The sequence below is a fragment of the Sphaerisporangium corydalis genome, assembly GCF_025506355.1.
GTDB classification, from domain to species: Bacteria; Actinomycetota; Actinomycetes; order Streptosporangiales; family Streptosporangiaceae; genus Sphaerisporangium; species Sphaerisporangium corydalis.
Window position 1 is genome coordinate 56411 of record NZ_JANZYP010000049.1, and the last position, 22712, is coordinate 79122.

General features: G+C 70.8%; 14 protein-coding genes. 7 read left to right on the forward strand and 7 right to left on the reverse strand.

Going from position 1 to position 22712, the window contains the following annotated elements:
- Positions 1–27: 27 nt before the first annotated feature.
- From NYZ98_RS28485 to NYZ98_RS28505, 5 genes are all read left to right on the forward strand, one after another.
- The gene (locus tag NYZ98_RS28485; protein ID WP_262846641.1) at positions 28–1329 is read left to right on the forward strand and encodes a DUF1996 domain-containing protein; all 1302 of its coding nucleotides are present in this window, start codon (positions 28–30) and stop codon (positions 1327–1329) included.
- A 95-nt stretch (positions 1330–1424) separates the two neighbouring features.
- Positions 1425–2066 carry a DUF305 domain-containing protein gene (locus tag NYZ98_RS28490; RefSeq protein ID WP_262846642.1) on the forward strand — a complete coding sequence of 214 codons (642 nt, stop codon included), beginning with the start codon at positions 1425–1427 and terminating at the stop codon, positions 2064–2066.
- 160 nt (positions 2067–2226) lie between these two features.
- Positions 2227–4704 carry a CaiB/BaiF CoA transferase family protein gene (locus NYZ98_RS28495; RefSeq protein WP_262846643.1) on the forward strand — a complete coding sequence of 826 codons (2478 nt, stop codon included), beginning with the start codon at positions 2227–2229 and terminating at the stop codon, positions 4702–4704.
- 126 nt (positions 4705–4830) lie between these two features.
- Positions 4831–6009 carry a thiolase family protein gene (locus NYZ98_RS28500; RefSeq protein WP_262846644.1) on the forward strand — a complete coding sequence of 393 codons (1179 nt, stop codon included), beginning with the start codon at positions 4831–4833 and terminating at the stop codon, positions 6007–6009.
- A gap of 94 nt (positions 6010–6103) precedes the next feature.
- Complete coding sequence (locus NYZ98_RS28505) at positions 6104–6487, forward strand: Zn-ribbon domain-containing OB-fold protein (RefSeq protein WP_262846645.1); 384 nt, start codon at positions 6104–6106, stop codon at positions 6485–6487.
- 72 nt (positions 6488–6559) lie between these two features.
- Here NYZ98_RS28505 and NYZ98_RS28510 read toward each other — a convergent pair whose 3' ends face one another.
- Entirely contained in the window at positions 6560–9214 is a 2655-nt protein-coding gene (locus tag NYZ98_RS28510) for an alpha-amylase family glycosyl hydrolase (protein WP_262846646.1), read from the reverse strand.
- Positions 9215–9512: 298 nt separating this feature from the next.
- A complete protein-coding gene (locus tag NYZ98_RS28515) occupies positions 9513–10286 on the reverse strand; it encodes a sensor histidine kinase (RefSeq protein WP_262846647.1) in 774 nt (257 codons plus the stop codon).
- Positions 10287–10504: 218 nt separating this feature from the next.
- On the opposite strand from NYZ98_RS28515, the gene NYZ98_RS28520 reads away from it, so the two are divergent.
- Positions 10505–10894, forward strand: coding sequence for a response regulator (locus NYZ98_RS28520; protein ID WP_262846648.1), 390 nt, complete (start codon positions 10505–10507; stop codon positions 10892–10894).
- 90 nt (positions 10895–10984) lie between these two features.
- Here NYZ98_RS28520 and NYZ98_RS28525 read toward each other — a convergent pair whose 3' ends face one another.
- Complete coding sequence (locus tag NYZ98_RS28525) at positions 10985–11644, reverse strand: response regulator (RefSeq protein ID WP_262846654.1); 660 nt, start codon at positions 11642–11644, stop codon at positions 10985–10987.
- Positions 11645–11848: 204 nt separating this feature from the next.
- Between NYZ98_RS28525 and NYZ98_RS28530 the strand changes: the two genes are divergently transcribed.
- Entirely contained in the window at positions 11849–13651 is a 1803-nt protein-coding gene (locus NYZ98_RS28530) for an ATP-binding protein (RefSeq protein WP_262846649.1), read from the forward strand.
- A 27-nt stretch (positions 13652–13678) separates the two neighbouring features.
- On the opposite strand, the gene NYZ98_RS28535 is transcribed toward NYZ98_RS28530, so the two are convergent.
- From NYZ98_RS28535 to NYZ98_RS28550, 4 genes are all read right to left on the reverse strand, one after another.
- Positions 13679–14872 carry an ROK family protein gene (locus tag NYZ98_RS28535; RefSeq protein WP_262846650.1) on the reverse strand — a complete coding sequence of 398 codons (1194 nt, stop codon included), beginning with the start codon at positions 14870–14872 and terminating at the stop codon, positions 13679–13681.
- A 237-nt stretch (positions 14873–15109) separates the two neighbouring features.
- Complete coding sequence (locus NYZ98_RS28540; RefSeq protein WP_262846651.1) at positions 15110–17299, reverse strand: RICIN domain-containing protein; 2190 nt, start codon at positions 17297–17299, stop codon at positions 15110–15112.
- A 12-nt stretch (positions 17300–17311) separates the two neighbouring features.
- Positions 17312–18694 carry a ricin-type beta-trefoil lectin domain protein gene (locus NYZ98_RS28545; RefSeq protein ID WP_262846652.1) on the reverse strand — a complete coding sequence of 461 codons (1383 nt, stop codon included), beginning with the start codon at positions 18692–18694 and terminating at the stop codon, positions 17312–17314.
- Between the two features lie 197 nt (positions 18695–18891).
- Complete coding sequence (locus NYZ98_RS28550; protein ID WP_262846653.1) at positions 18892–20739, reverse strand: ricin-type beta-trefoil lectin domain protein; 1848 nt, start codon at positions 20737–20739, stop codon at positions 18892–18894.
- Between the last annotated feature and the right edge of the window lie 1973 nt (positions 20740–22712).

Sequence of the window (22712 nt, forward strand, 5' to 3'; positions counted from 1 at the left end):
GGGCCCTCCACCGAAGGAGACCCCCCAATGGATCGGGCCATCCCCCCACCCCGTGTCCGGCGACTACGCCCACGCGTGGCCATGATGATCGGCGCCCTGGTGGCGTTGCTCGGCGGGTCCATCGTGACCGCCGCGTCCCCCGCCAGCGCCGACTCCCTGCTGTCCCAGGGCCACACCGCCACCTCGTCCTCGAACGAGAACGCCGGGACCCCCGCCTCCTCGGCCGTCGACGGCAACGACGGCACCCGCTGGGGCAGCGCCTTCGCCGACCCGCAGTGGCTGCAGGTCGACCTCGGCGCCTCCGCCACGATCAGCCAGATCGTGCTGAAGTGGGAGAACGCCTACGCCACCGACTTCACGCTCCAGACCTCCGCCAACGGCAGCGCCTGGACGACGATCAAGACGGTGACCGGCTCCACCGGCGGCAACCAGACCCACGCCGTCTCCGGCACCGGCCGCTACGTGCGGCTGCAGAGCACCAAGCGCGCCACCCAGTGGGGCGTCTCGCTCTTCGAGTTCCAGGTGTTCGGCACCGGTGGCGCCGCGCCGCCGGCACCCCCCTCCGGTCCCATCGTGCACGTCGCCGAGTTCCTCGCGGACTGCCCGTTCAGCCACCGCCTGCCCGACGACCCGATCATCTACCCGGGCCTGCCCGGCGCGTCCCACATGCACAGCTTCTTCGGCAGCACCACGACCAACGCCAGCAGCACCGTGGGCAGCCTGACCAACGCCAACAGCAACTGCAACCCCGCCATCGACAAGTCGGCCTACTGGGTGCCGACCTTCTACAACAACGACGTCCCGGTGGAACCGGTCATCACCACGTTCTACTACCTGGGCGAGGGCGTCGACGCCGCGACCCTCGCGCGGACGCAGCCGATCCCCTTCGGCCTGCGGATCGTGGCCGGCAACGCCAAGGCCACCGCGCCGGACGCCACCACCATCTCCCGCTGGTCGTGCCTGCACGCGGGCGAGGTGAACCCCGGCAAGGACTTCGTCACCTGCCCGTCCGGCACCATGCTGGAGTCCTACCTGGACTTCCCGCAGTGCTGGAACGGCCGTGACCTGGACTCGGCCGACCACAAGAGCCACATGGCCTACCCGGTCAACGGCACCTGCCCGTCGACGCACCCGGTCCCGGTGCCCAAGCTCCGCCAGGTCCTGCGGTACCCGGTGAGCGGCAACCCGGCGAACTTCCGGCTGGCCTCGGGTAAGGGCTTCACGATGCACGGCGACTTCTTCAACGCCTGGCCTGAGGCCGAGATGGCGCGCCGTGTGAACGACTGCATCCGTCCCGTCATCAAGTGCGGAGCCGACGGCCACCCCTAAGGAGCCGGACGCCCTGTCAGACTCCCGGGGGCGAGGAGCGCGGAACGCCGATCCGCCGCCTCGCCCCCGGGGCACCACCAGCGAGAGGACCAGGCATGAGAGCAGCCGCCGCGTACGCGCCCACCGCGAGAGGGATCACCTCCTTCGCGCGAAGGGCCGCGGCCGCGGTGGCGCTCGCCGCGTCCCTCGCCACCACCGGGTGCGCCGCCACCGCACCGGTGCCGAACCCCCCAGCGGCACCGGGCGGCACGGCCGCGAGCCCTTCTCCCGCCGCCTTCACGGCGGCGGGAGACTTCGGCCCCACCGACGTCGCCTGGGTCGAGCTGATGATCCCGATGGACGAGCAGCTCCTGCGCATGCTCGCCGTCGTCCCCGCGCGCACCACCGACCCCGACGTGCGGCGGCTGGCCGCGCGGATCGGCACCGGCCACCGCGCCGAGCTGGTCAAGCTCCGCCAGCTCCTGCTGCGGTCCGGCGTCCCTGAGACCAATCCCCACCAGGGGCACAACATGCCCGGCATGGTGACGCCCGACGAGCTGACCGTCATGGGCCGCGCCTCGGGGGCCGCGTTCGAGACCCTGCTCACCGGCCACCTCCGCGAGCACCTCAAGCAGTCGGTCCTGGTCGCCCAGGGCGAGCAGCGGTCCGGCACCAGCGAGGACACCCGGACCCTCGCCGCCACCGTGGAGCGGACCCGGACCTCCCTGCTCGCCGACCTCACCGCCCTGGGCGACTGACCCCCGGCCCCCCTCGGCGCGTCCCGCGCCCACCGGCCCCGGGGTGGGCCGCGGGGCGGGGGACGCGCGCCGGACCCGATCCGGGCATGGCCACAGCGGGCTCGCGGTGTGAAGGTGAAGAGCGGGAGGAACCTCACCGGAGAAGCAGGGGGACCATCGCATGGGCACCTTTTCCCGCGTCCGGCCCGCCCCGCCCCTGGCGGGCGTGCGCGTCCTGGACCTGTCCGACGGCAGGGGCGAGATGTGCGGGCGCTACCTGGCCGACCTCGGCGCCGACGTGGTCCTCGCCGAGCCGCCAGGCGGCGCCGCGTCCCGCCGCCGCGAGCCGCTGCACCAGGGACGGAGCCTGTACTTCGCGGCGCGCAACGCCGGCAAGCGCGGGGTGACCCTCGACGCGCTGCCCGGCCTGCTCGGCGCGGCCGACATCCTCGTCGAGACCGGCTCGGCTGACCTCGACCCCGCCGCCCTGCTGGCCCGCCACCCCGCGCTGGTCGTGGTGTCCATCACCGACTTCGGCCGCACCGGGCCCTACCGCGACTGGCAGGGCACCGAATGGGTCCACCTGGCGCTCGGGGGCGTGCTGTCCCGGTCGGGGATCCCCGGCCTCGGCCCCCTGATGCCGCCCGGCTCGCCGGCCACCGAGTCCGCCGCCATGCAGGCGGCCTGGGCCGCGCTGCTCGCCTACGGGAACCGGCTCGACACCGGGCGGGGCGACCACGTCGACGTCTCGATCTTCGAGGCGACCGTCCAGGTGCTCGACCCCGGCTTCGGCATCGGCGGCAGCGCGCGCGGCGGGCGGCGCCCGTCGGACCTGCCGCGCGGGCGGCCCGACGCCCGCCACCTGTACCCGATCTTCCCGTGCGCGGACGGCCACGTGCGCCTGTGCGTGCTCAGCCCCCGTCAGTGGCGCGGGCTGCGGGCCTGGCTGGGCGAGCCCGCGGAGTTCGCGGCCCCCGAGTTGGAGTCGCTGGGCGTACGGTACGCCGCGGCGCCCCGGCTGCACCCGCTGGTCACCGCGCTGTTCGCCACCCGCACCAGGGCGGAGCTCATCGAGGAGGGGCAGCGGCTCGGCGTGCCGGTGGCCGCCGTGCTGACGCCCGCCGAGGTCCTGTCGTCCGTGCACTTCGCCGCGCGCGGGGCGTTCACCGACGCCGAGGTGGCGCCCGGTCTGGTGGGGCGGATCCCCAGCGGTTACGCCGAGCTGGACGGGGTGCGCGCGGGGTTCCGCCACCGCGCCCCGGAGGCCGGCGAGCACACCGCCGAGGTGCTGGCCGCCTGGTCCCGCCCGGCGGATCCCGTCGCGCCCGATCGGCCCGGCCCGTCCGGGGAACCGGATGAGGCCCCCGCGTCCGGTCCGCCCGTCGCGTCCGGCACGTCGGGTCCGCTCGTCGCGTCCGGCGGTTTCACCGGGGCGGCCGGGGAGCGGAGGCGGCCGTTGCTCGGGCTGCGGGTGCTGGACCTCGGGGTGATCGTGCTCGGCGCCGAGCTCGGCCGGCTCTTCGCCGACCAGGGCGCCGAGGTGATCAAGGTGGAGAACGCGGCCTTCCCCGACGGCAGCCGCCAGGCGCCGCCCGGCCAGGACATGACGGCGTCGTTCGCCTGGGGCCACCGCAACAAGCTCGGGTTCGGCGTGGACCTGCGCAGCCCCGACGGCGTCGAGATCTTCAAGCGCCTGGTCGCCGAGTCCGACGTCGTGCTGTCGAACTTCAAGCCGGGCACGATGGAGTCGCTGGGCCTCGGGTACGAGGAGCTGGCGAAGGTCAACCCGCGTGTCGTGGTCGCCGACAGCAGCGCGCTCGGCGCCACCGGCCCGTGGAGCCGCCGGATGGGGTACGGCCCGCTCGTGCGGGCGTCCACGGCGCTGACCGCGCTCTGGCGCTACCCCGAGGCCGAGGACGGCTTCAGCGACGCGATCACCATCTACCCCGACCACTCGGCCGCGCGGGTCGCCGCCGTCGCCGTGCTGGCCGCGCTCCTGGACCGGCGGCGGACCGGCAGGGGGCGCGCGGTCAGCGTCTCGCAGGCGGAGACCATCCTCACCCAGATGTCGGACCTGTTCCTGCACGAGTCCCTGGCCCCCGGCACGCTGGCCCCCGTGGGCAACAGCGGGCCGGGCGACGCGCCCCGGGGGGTGTACGCGTGCGCGGGGGACGACGAATGGTGCGCGGTCACGGTCCGCGACGACCGGGACTGGTCGCGGCTGCTGGACGTGATCGGACGCCAGGACCTGCGCACCGGCGACCTCGCCCACGCCCCGGGCCGGGTCGCCCGCCGCGACGCCGTCGACGCGGCCGTGGCCGGCTGGACCTCGGCCAGGACGTCCGGCGAGGTCATGACCCTCCTGCAGGACGCGGGCGTGCCGGCCGGGGCCATGCGGCGCGTCCACGAGCTCCCCGAGGACCCGCAGCTCGTGGCGCGCGGGCTCTTCCGGCCGTTCGACCAGCCGCAGATCCCGGGCGGGCTGCTCGCCGAGAACGCCCCGGCCCTGTCGCTGGGCCTCGCCGACCCCGGGTCCGCCCCGGCGCCGATGCCCGGCCAGCACACCAGGGAGATCTGCCGCCGGGTGCTCGGCATGACCGACGCCGAGGTGGACCGCCTGCTCGCCGCCGGGACGCTGGAGGCCCATCCCGGTCCCTGACGGCGGCGCACGCCTTTCCGGGTCCGCGCCGGGCAACCGGAGGCCCGCAACCGGTTTCCCTGTGAGCTATGCCGGAAATGTCCAAGGACACGTCCGCACGGCGGCACGTGAGGCACCAGGAGGACCATGGAACCCGCCAGCGCCGGACCCGCGCACCTGCGGCCGGTGATCGCCGGCCTCGGCATGACCGACCTCGGCAAGGTCTACGGCCGGGGCACCACCTGGTTCGCCGCCGAGGCCGTCCGCCGCGCCGCCGCCGACGCCGGGCTCGGCCTGTCCGACATCGACGGCCTGCTCGTCTCCTCCGGCGTCACCCGGGGCCCGGGACTGTCCCTGCAACGCGCCCTCGACCTGCGCGACCTGCGCCTGCTCTCGGAGATGAACTCCTTCGGCTCCACCGCGGGCGCGATGGTCCAGTACGCCGCCATGGCCGTGCGTGCGGGGATGGCCGACGTGGTCGCCTGCGTCTTCGCCGACGCCCCCCTGCGCGAGGGCAGGAGCACCGGCGCCGCCTACGGCGGGGCGCCCGCCAAGGGATGGGTCGGCCTGCTCGGGGCCGGCGGGGCCGGCGGCGCGACCACGATGTACGCCATGGCGGCGCGGCGCCACATGATGACGTACGGCACCACCAGCGAGCAGCTCGGGCACGTCGCGGTGGCCCAGCGGGCGTGGGCGGCGATGAACCCGCTCGCGCAGATGCGCACGCCGATCAGCCTGGAGGACCACCAGTCCTCCCGGTGGGTCGCCGAACCCTTCCACCTGCTCGACTGCTGCCTGGTGTCCAACGGCGGCATCGCGGTGATCGTCACCTCGGCCGGCCGGGCCGCCTCGCTCGCCCGGCCGCCCGTCCACGTCCTCGGCTGGGGGCAGGCCCACCCCGGGCGCTTCCTGCGCAGGGACGAGGACTTCGGGCTGGCGAGCGGCGCGGCGCGGTCGGGGCCGGCCGCGCTGGCCATGGCCGGGGTCTCGCTCGACGACATCGACGTGTTCGAGCTGTACGACTGCTACACCTACACCGTGATGATCACCCTGGAGGACTACGGCCTCTGCGGGAAGGGCGAGGGCGGCGCGCTGGTCTCCAGCGGGCTCCTCGGCCCGGAGGGCAAGCTCAAGGTCAACACCGGGGGCGGGCAGCTCTCCTCGTACTACATGTGGGGGATGACCCCGCTGTCGGAGGCGGTGATCCAGGCGCGCGGCGAGGCGGGGGAGCGGCAGGTGGACCGGCACGAGCTGGTCCTGGTCTCCGGCAACGGCGGCGTGCTCGACCACCACTCGACCCTGATCCTCGGAGGGACGTCCCGATGACCATTCCGATCCTCGCAGGGACGAGCCCGATGACCACCCCGGCCTTCGGAGGGACGAGTCCGATGACCGCCTCGATGATCGGAGGGGCGGCCCGATGACCGTCGGCCCGGTCCAGCGGGACGAGGCGACCGCCGCGTTCTTCGACGGCACCGCGCGGGGCGAGTTCCTGCTGCGGCGGTGCCCGGACTGCGGGACGTTCCTGTCGCCGCAGGCCGAGCAGTGCCCCGAGGGCGGCACCGACCTCGAATGGGTGCCCGCCTCCGGCCTCGGCCGGGTGGTCACCTGGTCGGTCGTGCACGGCAGGGGGGTGTTCCCCACCGTCGTCGCGGCCGTGGTGGAGCTGGACGAGGGCCCGTGGTGGTGGACCCAGGTGACCGGCCCCGGCCTGCCGGACGACCTCGCCGGGCTGCGCGTCCGCGTGGACTTCGCCCGCTACGAGGACAACGAGGCCGTCCCCGTCTTCCGTCCCATGGACTGACGCTGCCGCGGTGGCCGGTCCGCGCGGGCGGGGAGTGCCCCCGCCCGCGCGGTCACCTCGTGGGCGTTTCCCTCACTTCAGGTACGGACCCGCGATGCCGATCTTGCCCGGCGCCGGGTTTCCGGGCAGGTCCAGGACGTAGGCCCGCATGTTCCCCTTGCCGCTCAGGCCGATCGACAGGGTGCCGCCGGTGACGGTCCTGACGTCACCGGTGACGGCGTCGGTGTAGGTGCCGTTCGGGATCCCGGTGAACGTGGCGCCGTCCGTGACCGTGACCAGCACGAAGCTGTCCACGTTCCCGCCGGTGAACCGGCGCTTGTAGGCCATGCCGCCGGTGACGCCCTCGGTGGAGTACTGGCCCTTCTGGAGCGCCGGGATCGCCCGGCGGATCTGGTTGAGCCGCTGCACGTGCTTGACCAGCGGCCGGCTCAGCGTCTCGGCGACGGCGCCGCTCGCCGAGGAGACCACGCCGAAGTCGCTCGCGGTCACGGTGCCCGCGATCCGGTCGCCGTAGTAGGCGCGGCCGGTGGTCGCCAGCGGGCAGGTGGGCCCGCAGTCGATCGGCCTGCCCTTCTGGAACTCGATCTCCGACCCGTAGTACAGCGTGGGGATGCCGCGGAAGGTCCACATCAGGCTCATGTTCTCCGCCCAGGCGTCGGTCCCGCCCGTGTACCGCACACTCGACTTGTTCGGCCCGAAGTCGTGGGAGTCGACGTAGACGGTGTTGTACGTGGCGTCGTTGTAGCTGTCGTCGGAGTCCTTGCCGTTGCGGAACGCGTTGCCGGCGTCCCCGAAGTTCTGGTGCATCCGCATGTCGATGACGTTCATGCCGGAGAACTTCGAGTGGTCGGGCGCGTGGTAGGCGTTGCCCCGCAGGAACGCGTTGTCGGTGGTCGGCTGGCCCGCGGGCCCGAGCAGGTTCTCGTAGTCGAACTGCTCCACCACCGCCTTGGCGTCGTCGGGGTCGAACTCCCTGCGCTCCTTCCAGGTGTAGAACTGCGCCGAGTGGTTGACCGAGCCGTGGTTCCACTTGTCGTTGACGAAGGCCGCGACCTCGCCGAACACGTAGAAGTCCCTGCTTTTGTCCCCGTACTTCTCCACCGCGTGCCGTTGCAGCGCGGGCAGGAAGTGCCGGTTCCACATCAGGCGCGAGACGTGCACGGCGGTGTCGACGCGGAAGCCGTCGACGCCCATGTCGATGAACCGGTCGTAGGCGCCGATCAGGTAGTCCTGCACCGCGGCGTTCTCGGTGTTCAGGTCGGCCAGGTCCTCGTGCAGCCAGCAGCTCTTGGAGTCCGCGCCCTCCCAGTTGCCGATCCAGCACTGGTGGTACGACGCCGCGGGGAACATGCCGGAGGTCGGGCTCGGCCACTGGCAGTCGTAGATCGTGTAGCCCTCGGGGCTGCGGTACTGGGTGGGCCTGCCCCAGTCGCGGCAGGTGTTGCCGGCCGGGGCGGTCGTGGACCACAGGTCGCCGTTGTAGGGGCGGCCCTTGGCCATCTCCCGCTGCGCGGGGGTCAGCTCGGGGTCGTCACCCTGGTTCTCCACCATCGGGTCGTACTCGCGCCCGGCCTCCTTCTTGCTGTACATCCACCGCCACTGGTCGTCGCGCACGCCGTACACGGTGGGGGTGAACAGGCCCTTGGCGCCCCAGCGGGAGCTGTGGTTGTACACCACGTCCTGGTAGATCTTGACGCCCTTGGCGTGCGCCTTGTTGATCAGGTCCTGGTAGGTGGCGCCGGGCGTCTCCAGGCGGGTGTCGACGCGGTAGAAGTCCCAGCCGTGGTACCCGTGGAAGTCGTAGTCGGACCGGTTGAGTACCACCGGGGTGATCCAGATCGCCGAGAAGCCCAGCGCCTTGACGTAGTCGAGCTTGTCGATCAGGCCCTTGAAGTCGCCGCGGAACATTGGGTCGTTGTTCGCCGCGTTGCCGGACCGGATGTGCTGGCTGCCGCCCCGGTTGTTGGCCGGGTCGCCGTCGTCGAACCGCGCGGTCATCACGAAGTAGATCGAGTCCTCACGCGGGTCGCCGCCCAGCGGCGCGCCCGGCGCCGGGGCGGGCGGGGCGTCGCCGGTCGTCACCGAGACCGCGGCGCCGTACGCGGAGGCGTTGCCCGCCGCGTCGAGCGCCCTGACCCGGTAGGTGTAGGCGGTCCGGGGGTCGAGGCGGGCGTCGTTGTAGGCGGTCCCGCCGGCCGCGAGCACCACGGGGGCGGCGGAGCCCTTGGTCCGGCTGATTTCGTAGCCGGTCACGCCGACGTTGTCGGAGGAGGCCGCCCAGGTCAGCGAGGCGGTGATCCCCGAGGCGGTGGCCTGAAGTCCCGCCGGCACCGACGGGGGCGCGGTGTCGGGGGGTTCGGCCACGCACGGCTCGGCGGCGTTCGCGGTCACCACGCCGTCCTTGACGGTCGTTCTGCCGGTGCCGATCGTGTAGTCGGCGCCGTGGTTGTTGTCCCAGGTGCCGGAACCGTTGTTGAAGGTCACCTGGAAGGTGGCCGCGCCGCCGAGGTCGACGGTCCTGGTGACCCAGCCGGCGCAGAGGGGGTCCATGGGCACGCCCGGCACCGGGGTCCAGGTGCCGGCGATCCCGTAGTGGATGTTGGTCGTGGTCCAGCCGGTCTTGTAGTAGACGGTCGCGCTGGTCGCCGCCTGTACGGGATGGATCGGGATCAGCAGGGTCGCGACGACGCACGTCGCGGCGGCGAGGATGGATTTGTAGGATCGCATCGAGTGGGCTCTCCGGACTCGTGTGGACGGGATCCCGCCGGCCGGGCCGGGTGCTCCAACACCCGGCCCGGCCTTCTTCCCCGGACCTGCCCGCGAGGCCGTCCGCGCGTATGTCCGGGACTTGACGCCCGCCCTCCGGCGGGCACTCAGAGGAGGCCGTCGCCTCCACGGCTCGTGTTTCTGGTGCGTTGCCCGGAAGTTACTCACAAGCGCGACGCTGGGCAATAGTTTGCAGAAAGTTCCGGAAAGTTTTTCAAAGATCGGTCGTGAATCGCCGGGTCAGGCGGTCCAGGACGGTTCAGGCCGGCTCGGGCTCCGGCAGGGCGCGTGACTCGAGCAGGGGGAGGCGCAGGACGAAGCGGGCGCCTCCGCAGCACGAGGACTCCACCCGCAGGGTCCCGTCGTGGTACAGGGCGATGTCGCGGGCGATGGCCAGGCCGAGACCCGAGCCGCCCCGGTCACGGCTGCGGGCGCTGTCCAGCCGGGTGAACGGCTCGAACACCCGCTCCCGGTCCGCCTCGACGATGCCCTCGCCGTCGTCGGTCACGATCAGCTCGGCGCTGCGGTCGTCGAGCCGCACCTGGATCCGCACCGTGCTCGTCGCCCACCGGAGGGCATTGTCGACCAGGCTGCTGATCACCCGGGCGATGTGGGGCCGCACGGCCTCCACGATCACCTGGGGGTCGAGCCGCAGCCGCACCTCCCGGTGGTAGGTCTGGGCGCAGAGCTGCGCCTGGACCAGTTCCCCCAGGTCCACCGGCTCCCGCTCGGCGGGCATCCCGGCCTTCAGCCGGGCCAGCAGGAGCAGGTCGGCGACGATCTCCTGCAGCCGGTTCACATCCCTGAGCGCGGAGCCCAGCAGGCTGATCAGGTCGGTCTGCTCAGGGTGGAGCTGGGCCTCCTCAAGCTGCGCGCGCAACCCGGCCACCGGGGTGCACAGCTCGTGCGAGGCGTCGGTGATGAACTGCCGCTGCTGCTCGAGCATCCGCTCCAGCCGGCCCGCCGTGTCGCCGGCCATGTCACTCTGGGCTTGGCAGGTGAAACCGCTTTCCTGGGCTGGAACTTCGCACATGACTCCCACCTTCGGTCCCCACCGCTCCGAGATGTTCCCTGCCGCTGTCTCCGGCGTGCGGCGCGTGCGGTGAACGAACCGCGCCTGACCTCCACGATGCCGCGCCGGGCCTCCGAGGTCATCGCGGACAGCCCCCAAGCCGTCTCGGTGCCAGCGGCACCCCGAGATACCAGCTAGCGGCAATGCCCGGGGTGGGGGCCCGCTGGAATCCTTGAGGGGTGGCAGTCCAGTGTCTGATCGTCGACGACAACGTCCAGTTCCTCCATGCCGCGCGCGATCTGCTCGAGCGCGAGGAGATCACCATCGTGGGCATGGCCTCCACGGTCACCGACGCCCTCCGGGTCTTCGAGGAGTCCCGGCCGGACGTCACCCTGGTCGACTTCAGCTTGGGCGGCATGCGCGGGTTCGACCTGGCGCGCCGGCTCGTGGAGGCCGGACGCGGCTTCCGGTCGGCCGTCATCCTCATCTCGACGTACGCGGAGCGGGACGTCCTTGAGGTGATCGCCGGGAGCCCTGCCGTCGCCTTCCTCCCGAAGTACGGCCTTTCGGGCAGCGCGATCCGCGCGGTGCTCGCCTCGGGAGGCCATTGCCCCACCGAGGGGGCCTGAGCTCGCCTGACCTGGGTCACCCGGTCCGGGACAAACCTGACCTGGGGTTCACCTGACCCAGGGCTTACCCGGCCTGGGGCGCACCCGAGGTCAGCGGGACTCCAGGAAGGTGAGGACCGCCAGCACCCGCCGATGGTCGTCCTCGGTCTCGGGCAGCCGCATCCGCGACATGATCCCCCGGACGTGCTTCTCGACGGTGCCCTCGGTGATCCAGAGCTTGTGCGCGATCCCGGCGTTGGACCGCCCCTCCGCCATGAGCGCGAGCACCTCGCGCTCGCGGGGGGTCAGCAGCTCCAGCGGGTCCTCCCTGCGCCGCGCGGCGAACAGCTCCCGCACCAGGACCGGGTCCACCACCGAGTCCCCGGCGCGGATGCGCTCGATCGCCTCGACGAAGCCGTCCACGCTGGTCACACGGTCCTTGAGCAGGTAGCCGACCCGGTGGCCCGTCGCGAGCAACCCCATCGCGTGATCGACCTCGACGTGCGCCGACAGCAGCAGGATTCCCGCGTCGGGGAACTCCTCGCGGATCTCGCGCGCCGCGTCCAGGCCCTCGGTGGTGCAGGTCGGCGGCATCCGGATGTCGATGATCACGATGTCGGGCGTGTCCTGGCGGACCGACTCCAGCAGCTCCCCGGCGTCGCCGGCCAGGCAGACGATCTCGTACCCCGAGGCGCCGAGCAGGCTCGCGATCCCCTCGCGGAGCAGGACGTCGTCCTCCGCGAGCGCGATCCGCGTGTTCTGTCGCTCCATCACCTCGTCATCCTCGATGCCCTCGGAACACCGGCGCCATCCCGCCCAGCGTATGCCCGGGGGCCGGGCCCCCGTCCCGGCCCTCTGTCAAGAAATCACCTCGAAACCCCCATTGACCTGCATGAACGTCCGGTGGGCACCCCACAGGCCCGGAGGTGGCGCGAGTAAACTGGCGCCGTGCGCGTGGACATGCTTTGGCCTCTTATGCGTACGACGCGGCCCCCGCTCTGGCTGGGAATCGTGGTCGGCGTCTCGTGCGTCCTGCTGGAGACGGCCCTGAACTACGTGATCATGCATGTCGCGCCCGCCCCCTCGCTCGGCGTGATCTACCTGCTCGGCGTCCTGCTGATCGCGACCGTGTGGGGCCTTCCGCTGGCCCTGGCGACCGGGGTCGCGAGCACCTTCGCCTTCCACTACTTCTTCCTGCGGACCATGAACGACAGCACGGAGCTGGTGGTGCTGCCGACCTTCGTCATCGTCGCCCTCCTGGCCAGTTCCATGGCGGGGCTGGCCCGCTCGGCGACGCTGGAGGTCTTCGAACGCAGGACCGAGGCCGACCTGGCCGCCGAGCAGGCCCGCCTCCTGCTCTGCGCCCGGGACGTGGGCTCGGCGCTGCCGAAGGCCGCCGAACGCCTGGCGCGCGCCCTCGACCTGCCGTACGCCACGATCCGGTGCGGGCCGGGCCGGCCCGGCGAGGACGAGATCGAGTTCCCGCTGCGGATGGGCGACGAGGTCCTCGGCGCACTCATCGTCCCGCAGGGCATGCCCGTGAGGACGATGCGCCGCCTGCGCCGCCGCACCGTGCCCGGCCTGGAGGCGTTGCTGGCCGCCGCGCACGAGCGGGAGCTCATCGGGAACGCCCTGGAGGCCAGCCACGCCAAGCTCCGCCAGGTCGCGGACCGCCAGGCCGCGCTGCGGCGCGTCGCGACGCTCGTCGCCCGAGGGGTCTCGCCGAACGAGCTCTTCTACGCCATCGCCACCGAGATGGGCCGGATCGTCGACGCCGTGTACGTCGTGGTGACCCGCTTCGAGACCGACCGCCACATGACGGTGGCAGGGTCCTGGAGCGATGGCCAGGTCAACGCGGTGATGCGCCTCGGCTCGCGCTGGACGATCGGGGAGGGCACCACCGCCGACCTGGTGTCGCGTACGGGGCGGCCCTGCCGGGCCACCCTCGGCCCCGGCGTCGTCGGCGGCTTCACCGACTGGGGGCTGCACCAGGGCCTCACCTCCGCCGTCGGCTGCCCGATCGTGGTCGAGGGACGCCAGTGGGGCGCCGTGATCGCCTTCTGCTCCACGACGCCCCCCTCCGACGCGGAGGTCCGCATGCAGGACTTCACCGCCCTGGCCGCCACGGCGATCGCCAACGCCGAGAACCTGGCCCAGCTCGCCGCCTCCCGCGCCCGCGTCGTCGCGGCCATCGACGACACCCGCCGCCGCATCGAGCGCGACCTGCACGACGGGACCCAGCAGCACCTGGTCTCGCTCGGCCTCGAACTGCGCCGGGCCGCCATCGCCGCCCCCTCCGGCGCCACCGACCTCAAGGACCGGCTGGACCACGCCCTCGCGGGCCTGGCGGACATCATGGCCAACCTGCGGGAGATCGCGCGGGGCCTGCACCCGGCGATCCTGTCGATGGGCGGCCTGGAACCGGCGCTCAGGTCGCTCGCCCGCCGCTCCGGGGTGCCGGTCGAGCTGACCATGCACGGCGTACGGCGCCTGGCGGAACGGGTCGAGGCGGCCGTGTACTTCACCGTGTCCGAGGCGCTGACCAACGTCGCCAAGCACGCGCACGCCTCGGTGGTGGACGTCGAGCTCGACATGGACGAGGAGAATGTCACCCTGTCGATCCGCGACGATGGGATCGGCGGGAGCGACGCCGGGCACGGCTCGGGCCTCATCGGGCTCAAGGACCGCGTCGAGGCGCTCGGCGGCACCATCGACATCGTCAGCCCGCACGGCGGCGGCACCGCCATCCTCACCCGCATCCCCACCGGCCGGGGCTGACCCGCGGGCCCGGGGCCGACCCGCCGGTCAGATCGCGGCGGGCTGCTCGGAGGAGGAGAAGGCGTTGCCGAGGAGGAACTCCTCCACGACCAGGGTCGCGGCGCCCAGGGCGACCGCGTCCGGCCCGAGCCGGCCGAGCACGATCGAGGCGGTCTCGAACGGCTGGGTCAGGGAGTTCAGCGCGACCGCCTTCTTGATCTTCACCAGCTCGTGCTGGCCCAGCAGCAGCCCGGCCCAGCCGCCGATGACGATCCGTTCGGGGTTGAACAGGTTGATGAGGTTGGCCAGGCCCGCGCCGAGGTAGTCGATCGTCTCGTCGATGACCGGGCCCCCCGACTTCACCAGGTCGGCCAATGTGGCCTGCTCACGGGCCATCTCGGCCGACAGACCGGCACGTTCCAGTATGCTCTCGGCCCCGATGTAGGCCTCCAGGCAGCCGCGCGCCCCGCACCGGCATTCCCGTCCGCCCACCGCGATCTTCGTGTGGCCCCACTCGCCGGCGCTGCTGTTGACGCCACGGTAGGTGAGGCCGTCGGTGATGATGCTGGCCCCGACCCCCGAACCGAGGAGCACGACGATCGCGTGCCGCGACCCCCGGCCCGACCCGAACCACAGCTCGGCCTGGCCCATGGTCTTGGCGCCGTTGTCGACGTACAGCGGCAGCGAGGTGCCCGCACGCAGGAGCGCGCCCAGCGGGACCGCGTCCCAGCCGAACGTCTGGGCGTGGATCAGCGCGTCCGGCCCGCTCTCGACGATGCCGGGGACGCCGAGCCCGACGCCGAGGACGCGGGCGGGGTCGACGCCGCTCGCCGCCATGACCGCGTCGATGCCGGACAGGATGTGCCGCACGACCAGGTCGACGTCGTGCTGCGCCGGGCGCAGCGTGAACTCGGCCTTGGCCTGCTCGTCCATGTCCAGGTTGAACAGGCCGACGTGCACGTGGGTCTCGCCGACGTCCACGCCGATCACGTACCCGTACCTCGGGTCGACGCGCAGCAGCACCCGGGGGCGCCCGCCGTCGGACTCCACCAGCCCCGCCTCGACGACGACGTTGTCGGCGATGAGGTCGCCGGCCACGTTGCTGACCGAGGCCGCGCTCAGCCCCGTCATCCCGCTGAGCTCGTGGCGGCTGGTCGGCCCCGCGAAGTAGAGGGTGCGCAGCAGGACGGCGCGGTTCCCGCGCCGGAGGTCGCGCACCGTTCTTCGTTCGGGCCTGACCATGATTTCCTCCCCCTGGCCTGCGGGTCATGTTAGATCAGGTCGTGAAATAAGGCATCCCCGGGTGGTGTCCCGTTCCGGCCGCCGACGGCCGTACCGTCCGGCCCGCCGCCTTTGTGTGGAGCGCCGTTCCGCGGCCGGGCACGAGAACGAGGCCGCCCCCGGCCTGACGAAGAGGCCGGGGGCGGCCCGGAACGCCGCGGCGCCCCGGGGGGTGGTGTGCCCGGGGCGCCGCCCCGATCAGGGGTAGCTGACGAGGTTGGCGACGTTGGTCGAGGAGTTGGACGGGCCTCCGGTGTTGTTGATGACGTGGCTGATGGTCCCGACGCCGCCCAGCGACACCGTCACCATGCTGTGGAACCGCACGCCCGAGGTGTTCGGCACCTCGTAGGAGTGCGCCTCCACCACGCCCGGGTTGACGTTGAAGTAGGCATAGCTCCCGAGACCCCACGCCTCATGGCTGGTGACCGAGTTGCCCACCTTGTACGCGGCCCAGCCCTGGGTCGAGCCGTTCATCCAGGCGGCCTGGTTGGGCGGGTCGTACGGCAGCTCGTTCTGGTAGAAGTACGTCCGCCCGCCGTTGCCGTTCCAGATCGTCTGGTACTGCTGGTAGTGCTCGACGAACAGGCCGTACATCGTCACGTCGTTGCCGTTGACGACCAGGCCGTTGGCCGCGGTGTTGGAGTTCCACCCGACGCCGCTGCCGTGGTCGGCGCGCCACAGCCACATGTGGTCGCCGATGACGTTGGAGCTGTTGATCACCAGGCTCTGGCTCGCCTTGCCGACGCCGGCTCCGCCGATCCGGAAGAACACGTCGTGCAGCGAGGTCGGGTTGGCCGCGTGGCTCGCCGAGGAGCCCGAGGGCCCGACCTGCATCAGCACCGGCGAGTTGGTGGTGCCGGCGTCGAACAGCAGCCCGGCGACCTTGACCCCGTCGACGTCGGCGACCGTCATCGCGGTGACGCCGCCGTCGGGGACCAGCGTGGCCAGGCCGAGCCCGAGGACCACGGTGTTGGCCCGCGTCACCCGGATCGTGTCGTTGAGGTGGTACACGCCCGGGGTGAACAGCAGGTTCTTCCCGGCCGTGAGCGCCGCGTTGATGTCGGCGGCCGAGTTGCCCGGCTTGGCGATGAAGAACTGGTCGATGGGCAGCGACGACCCCGCCGGGGAGCCGCCGGTCCACGTGGCGCCCTGCGAGTTGCTCCGCAGGGACGGGACGAAGACCTGGTAGGCGCCGGCCTGGTCGACGTACAGGAAGGGCTTCTCCCGGACGACCGGCGTCGTGCCCACCGTGGTGTACGGCGGGTTGGGGAAGCTGGTGGCGGGGGCGCCGCCGACGCCGACGAAGACCATGTTCCAGTTGGAACCGGTCCAGCCGCCGAACTGGGAGTTGCGCGACAGCCACTGCTGCTGCGACCCGGACCGCACCTGGCCGTCGATCTTGGAGTCGGCGATGAAGCCGCCGCTGGACCAGCCGCCGTCGTCGAGCTGCAGGTTGCCTCGGACGTGCATGCGGCGGTACGGCGCGGCCTGCGAGACCGCCCACCTGTCGCTGCCCGAGGGCGGGGTGACCGAGAGGTTCTCGGCGCTGCGCCAGAAGTTCTGGGTCGCGTTGCCCTGGAACCAGTCGGCCTCGGCGTGCACGCCACCGTTGATGGTGACGTTGTCGGGCGACAGGCCGAGACCCAGCACCTGCGTGTAGAAGCCCACGTTGACGTCGACGTTGTAGGTGCCCGGCTTGAACAGCAGGGCGAAGCGGTTACCGCCGAACTGGTTGGTCTCCTGCTGGCCGAACACCGAGTTCAGCCTGCTCTGGATGGCCGAGGCCGACATCGACGGGTCGAAGACGCTGACGTTCGGGCCGAGGTCGGGGCCACCGCCCGGCGGAGGGGTCGTGGTTCCCATGGTGAAGGACTGGGCCGCCGTTCCGTTGCACGTGTACTGCGCCAGCTGGACGCTGTCCGCCGTCGAGGCCGCGGGCACGTCCAGGCACTTGCCGCTGTTCCGGTTGACGAAATGGTACGACCCGCCGGCCTCCTCGACCGGCTGCCACTGCTGGTTGTTGCCGCCCGAGTAGGACCACAGCTGGATCGGCGCGCTGTCGGCCGTGGAGACGTTGGTGACGTCCCAGGACTGCGCCGCGTTGAGGTTGTTGTTGACGCGGTAGTAACCGCCGCTGGTGGCCTGGAGCTGCCACGACTGCGCCGTGGTGCCGTTGCACGCGTACTGCTGCACCGCCGTGCCGTTGGCCGGCGAGGCGGCCCGCGCGTCCACGCACTTGCCGCTGCCGACGTTCACCACCGTGGTCCAGCCGGTCGGCGGCGCCGCGAGGGCGCTCGCCGACGCCCCCGCGCCGGGCACCGCCACCAGGGAGATGGCGACGGTGCCCAGCGCGGCCAGGCCACTGAGGATCCGGTGTCTCAGGGACATGGAGGCCTGCTCCTAGAATCCGGCCGTGATGCGGGTGAAGTCCCAGTTGCTCTGGGAGACGCCGCTGCAGGTCTCGGACACGCCGCCACCGGGGCAGGGGCGGTCGCGGTTGACCGACCAGAACGCCAGCCGGCCGAGGCCGTGGGAGTTCGCCCAGTCGCGGATCTGGGTCCAGGTCGCGACCGAGGTCACTTCCGACTGGTCGGACAGGCCGTTCATGCCGGAGATGCCCATGTGCGCGTAGGCCTGCGCGTCGGTCCAGCCCCACGCGCTCTTGAGCGCGTTCTTCAGGCCCTCGGAGGCGTTGACCGTGCTCTGGTACATGTTCGCGCCGCCGCCGAAGTCGAACGGCATGATCGTGTAGTTGTCGACCGGCACGTTCAGCGCCCTGGACTGGTTGATCAGGCGGATGCCGTCACCGGTCGGGCCGCTGGTGCTGGTGCCGAAGGTGAGGGCGATCTTGACGTTCGGGTTGTTCTGCTTGACGATCTTCAGGCCGTTCAGGATGCGGTCCTGAACGGTGTAGTTGGAGAACTCGTCGGTGTTCTCGATGTCGAAGTCGACCACGGCCGGGCCGACCGCGTTGATGACCGACTGCACCGCGCCGGCGTAGGCCGCGGCCGAGGAGCAGTTCGGGCCGAGCTTGTTGCCCGACCAGCCGCCGAAGGAGACCTGGACGCTGCCGCCCGCCCCCTTGATGGAGGAGATCGTCTGGGCGTCGACGCCGCCGGACAGCGGCCTGGCACCGTCCCACATCGGGTTGCAGCCGCCGCCGGACAGGATGAACGCCATGGTGAAGGACCTGACGCCGGTGGAGCTCATCACCGAGGTCGCGCTGGGCGGGCTGCCCCAGCCCATGTACAGGTAGGGCGCGCCCGGCATCTTGCCGGGGGTGGGCGGCGGGGGAGTGGTGCCGCCGCTCGGCAGGGTCCACTTCTGGTTGGCGCTGGCGAAGCAGTCCCAGAGCTGCAGGGGCGTGCCGTCGGCCGAGCTGGGGCCGGTCGCGTCCAGGCACTTGCCGAGGGCGCGCAGGGTGCCGTCGGCGTTCGCCGACCAGGACTGCGCGGCGCTGCCGTTGCAGTCGTAGATCTGCACCTTCGTGCCGTTGGCGGTGCTGGCGGCGTTGACGTCGAGGCACTTGCCGAGGGCGCGGACGGTGCCGTCGGTGCCGACGGTCCACGACTGCGCGGTGCTGCCGTTGCAGGTGTAGAGCTGGACCTGGGTGCCGTTGGCGCTGCTGGCGGCGGCGACGTCCACGCACTTGCCGCCGTAGCCGGTGATCTGGCCGGTCGCGGCGTAGGCGGGGGACAGGCCGGTCACGACGAGGGCGAGGGCGGCCACGAGGGTGCCCAGCATCAGCAGGAAGCGGGAACGGCCGGAGTGTTCCGGTTTCATGGGGGGTGTCTCTTCCTACGAGAGGTTTAGATCTTCAACTAAGAGGTGGAAGAAGTGGGGGGAGGCGCTCCTCGGGCTCGCCTTCCTGCGGACCGGGCGGGCAGACCCGGTCCGACAGGAAAGTTTCTTTATTATTTCTCGACCCGCATTTAACGCCTCCGGACCACGGCGAGTCAAGAGACCCGTTGCCCCGGGAGTCAGGCCTGCAGGGCCCACTTCTGGTTCGCGGCGGCCGTGCAGTCCCAGATCTGCAGGGGTGTGCCGTCCGCTGAGCTGGGGCCGGTCGCGTCCAGGCACTTGCCGAGCGCCCGCAGGGTGCCGTCCGCGTTGAAGCTCCAGGACTGCGCGGCGCTGCCGTTGCAGTCGTAGATCTGCACCTTCGTGCCGTTCGCCGTGCTTGCCGCGTTGATGTCGAGGCACTTGCCGAGCGACCTGACCGTGCCGTCGGTGCCGACGGTCCACTGCTGGGCGGCGCTGCCGTTGCAGGTGTAGAGCTGGACCTGGGTGCCGTTCGCGCTGCTCGCGCCCGCGACGTCGGCGCACTTGCCGCCGTAGCCGGTGATGGCCTTGCCGCCGGTGCCGCCGCCGGACTGGCTCCCCGACCAGGTGAAGGTGGCCGAGGTCTTGGTGGGCAGGCTGTAGGTGAACGACTGACCGCCCCAGTTGACCTTCACCGACTGGGTGCCGCCGGTGGTGTTGTAGGCGATGAGCGCCTTCGAGCCGTCCGGGTTCTTCCACGCCACGTTCTTGACCGAGGAGTTCGCGGTCGAGTCGATGCGGGACGCGCCGGGCTTCACGAACTTGGTCAGGTGGCCCATGGTGTAGTACTCGATCGTGTAGTCGACCTGGCCGCTGCGGGCGTCCCCGTTGTGGACGGTGATCAGGCCGGTGCACGTGCTGCAGCCGCCGTTGTGCGGGCCCTGGGTCTGGTCGACGGCGAGGCTCCACTTGACCCAGCTACGGTCCCAGTTGCGGGTGTAGTCGATCAGGTTGTTCATGTCCTCGGTCTGCTGGTCCGGGATCCAGTTCCCGCCCGAGTGCTCGGTCATGTACGCGTTGACCTGCGGATACTGGTTGTGCACCGTCGTCTGGGTGGCGACGTCGCCGCCGTACCCGTGCCAGGCGATGCCGCCGAACAGCGGGTCGTTGCGGATGGCGGCGTCGTTGACCAGCGGGGCGGCCCAGGTGTTGTACGCGTCCCAGTTCCAGTCGTTGACCAGGGTCTTGGTGGTGATCCCCGCGTTGCGGAACGCCGGGAACAGCGCGCTCTTGACGAAGTACTGCAGTCCGGCGGCGTTCCACTGCATCGACGGGTACCCGGCGCAGCAGGTGGGCTCGTTCTGCGGCGAGACGTAGTCGATGTGCAGGCCCTGGGCCTGGTACGCCTGGACGTAACGGGCGAAGTACTCCCCGTACATCCCGTAGTACTGCGACTCCAGCCAGCCCTGGCTCCAGGCGTCGTTGTCCTTCATCCACGCCGGCGAGCTCCAGGGCGACGCCATGATCTTCAGGGCGGGGTTGAGGGCCTTGGCCTGCTTGGTCAGCGGGACGACGTCGGCCAGGTCATGGTTGATCGAGAACCCGTTGAGGTCGCAGCAGGTGTCGTCGTAGGAGTAGTTCGACCGGGCGAGGTCGGAGGAGCCCATCGGGTTGCGCACGAAGCCCAGCCCGATGCCGTTGACCGGGTCGAACAGCTTCTGCATGACCGAGTTGCGTGTGCTCGCGCTGAGGGCGCCGCTGCTGTTCATCAGCCAGGCGGCGGTGTCGGTGAACGACGCGCCGCCGCCCTCGAACTGCTGGTACGTGGTGTTCTCGTTGACGGTGATCGTCTGGTTGGCGGCGGCGCTGGTGGCCGCGAACGCCACCGGCGTCTGCTGCTGGAGCCCTCGGGTGACCGTCCGGCCTCCGGCGTCGGAGGTCGTGGTGAGGTAGATGTTCACACTCTCGCCGGCGGCCTGCGCGGCCGGTGCCTGGACGACGCCCAGCCCGACGCCTGCCAGCAGCAGGGCGACGGGCAGCGCCAATCTGGATCTTGGGAAGGACATAGCGGATCTCCATCTGGGGGGATGAGTGAAGACCTGCCCGTACGGCCCTGCCCGGCTGCGCACTGGCGTGAAGCAGTGGTAACACGCCCGAAACCGCGACGCAACGCCTCCCGCCGCCTAACTTCACTTCTTAAATCGCACCACAAAAAAAGCCCCCACCCCCAACCCCTCCCCGCAGACCCCATCCACCCGCCCCTCGGATCCCCCTCCCGCGCCGGGACATCACTTCCCGTCCGATTCCGCCATCGCCGTCAGGTCACACATCCGGCGCCGAAGCGGTGGGACGGGTACGGCGAACTTGGCGCCTTGCGCGGCGACGGACCAGGTGTCCATGGCGCGGACCGCAAGCCTCAGCGAGGGCGGGAAGCGGTCGGCCGTCGCGGCATGAAATGGTCCTCGCCTTCGGCTCGGGCGTTTCTTAGGCCTAGCGGCTTTGCCAAGCGCTACCCGGAGCCGGATTCCCCCGCCGGGGGTTGGTTTGAGATGTGCACATCGCACTTATCGTGCGTGTCGAGATACCTCTTTGATCGGTAAATTCAAGACCATCGCATCCATTATCGGGGTATCTTCAAAGGGCTGTGCATGTCCAAAGACGCGCCAGGCCCAATTGAGATAGGTGGCTTTCGCGGGGTTATTTTGCCGTACAAGCAAATGCGCGAACCGCTCGCGCCGTCTCGCCAGTAAAGGTTTGTGAATTATTCGGCCGTATCCCTTGCCTTGGAATTTTGGATGTAACGGCAAATCCGCGAAAGATCGGTTAGCGCCTCAGGTGGCAGCGTTTCGGGAAGGGTATGGCTAATCATTTACCATACATCGGCGGCGTTGTCTTTGGTGCTACCAAAGGCATGGCCCACCATCGTTTCACCTCGCCAAGCAGCCACGAGCCCCGAAGTCTCGACTGGGCGCATGAAGCTCTACTAGGAGCTGCCAGGTATCGAGCACCGCTATGCAGAATCCGGAGACGATGGCGAGCAGACTGCGTGGATGGTCCATCCATATGGGTCGTGGGCGCGGGCGAGCGCGGTGTGGGATGATCTTCCGATCGTTCATCAGGGCGGGCCACAACGTTTGTGGGACATGCTCGATGAGATTCGGCATCACTGGATGCGTAACGGTGAATTGCCGGTACTCGGCTCGCGGGTATTGATCGCCCCTACCGGTGAAATCTCCTTGTCGCGTGGATGGTGGCGGGGAGCGATCGCCTGAGCTGGGGGTGTCTGAACCGGTGTCGTTGGTGGCGTTCAACAGATCGGCCTGGACCCCGTTGAGATACTGATTGATGTCAGTACCGGTGAGGGACCTCGGTTGGAGTCATTCCGGTCGGAGGCCTTCCGCATTGGTGAGGTGTGCTGGGCGCTATGGGAGCGTCGAGCAAAGACGAACTTGGGCAGGGACCTTTCGGCAGAGTACAAAGTCATGCGCCCGTCAATGGTGAGAGCGGTGGGGCCTTATGGAATGTGTGGCACCCATAGGGAAGAACGCGAGGGCGTTCGGCCGGCGCCGCTGTAACGGATGATGGATCTCGTTGAGATTCTGCGGCCGGCTGCCCAATGATCTTGATTTCTCCGGAGAAGTTACGCGCCCCGCCGTGGAGTCTTGTGCGTGGAAGGCGGCAATGCTCCGGGGGGCGGCGGGTTCGTTCGGTGCGGCGGCCGGCCGGTGCAGCGGAGCGGCCGGAGTTTCCGCCGCCGGGACCGGCCCCCAGGCCGCATGCCCGGCGTGCGGAGGGGCTCCGGGCCGGGTGCGAGCGGCGCGGACTTGAACCAGTGAAGAAACCTTGAGCGCTCGTGATCAGGGAGAGGCGGCGCGCAGCGTCGCCGTCTTCACCGGCGGCTGGCGTGCGGGGCGGCGAGGGGGATCGCGGAGATGGTCGCGCTTGGAGGGGCGTGCGCCGTAGGCGCTCCATTTCTGGGCTTGGCGGACTGCCTTGGGTCTGAGGTGTGTGGGGGGTATTGGGATTTCTATGGGAGGGG

Bases quoted from the DNA above. Each gene is read 5' to 3' on its own strand.
- NYZ98_RS28515 (WP_262846647.1), bottom strand. From the start codon at position 10,286: ATGTGCGAAGTTCCAGCCCAGGAAAGCGGTTTCACCTGCCAAGCCCAG.
- NYZ98_RS28485 (WP_262846641.1), top strand. From the start codon at position 28: ATGGATCGGGCCATCCCCCCACCCCGTGTCCGGCGACTACGCCCACGC.
- NYZ98_RS28500 (WP_262846644.1), top strand. From the start codon at position 4,831: ATGGAACCCGCCAGCGCCGGACCCGCGCACCTGCGGCCGGTGATCGCC.
- NYZ98_RS28505 (WP_262846645.1), top strand. From the start codon at position 6,104: ATGACCGTCGGCCCGGTCCAGCGGGACGAGGCGACCGCCGCGTTCTTC.
- NYZ98_RS28510 (WP_262846646.1), bottom strand. From the start codon at position 9,214: ATGCGATCCTACAAATCCATCCTCGCCGCCGCGACGTGCGTCGTCGCG.
- NYZ98_RS28550 (WP_262846653.1), bottom strand. From the start codon at position 20,739: ATGTCCTTCCCAAGATCCAGATTGGCGCTGCCCGTCGCCCTGCTGCTG.
- NYZ98_RS28525 (WP_262846654.1), bottom strand. From the start codon at position 11,644: ATGGAGCGACAGAACACGCGGATCGCGCTCGCGGAGGACGACGTCCTG.
- NYZ98_RS28490 (WP_262846642.1), top strand. From the start codon at position 1,425: ATGAGAGCAGCCGCCGCGTACGCGCCCACCGCGAGAGGGATCACCTCC.
- NYZ98_RS28495 (WP_262846643.1), top strand. From the start codon at position 2,227: ATGGGCACCTTTTCCCGCGTCCGGCCCGCCCCGCCCCTGGCGGGCGTG.
- NYZ98_RS28540 (WP_262846651.1), bottom strand. From the start codon at position 17,299: ATGTCCCTGAGACACCGGATCCTCAGTGGCCTGGCCGCGCTGGGCACC.
- NYZ98_RS28545 (WP_262846652.1), bottom strand. From the start codon at position 18,694: ATGAAACCGGAACACTCCGGCCGTTCCCGCTTCCTGCTGATGCTGGGC.
- NYZ98_RS28530 (WP_262846649.1), top strand. From the start codon at position 11,849: ATGCGTACGACGCGGCCCCCGCTCTGGCTGGGAATCGTGGTCGGCGTC.
- NYZ98_RS28535 (WP_262846650.1), bottom strand. From the start codon at position 14,872: ATGGTCAGGCCCGAACGAAGAACGGTGCGCGACCTCCGGCGCGGGAAC.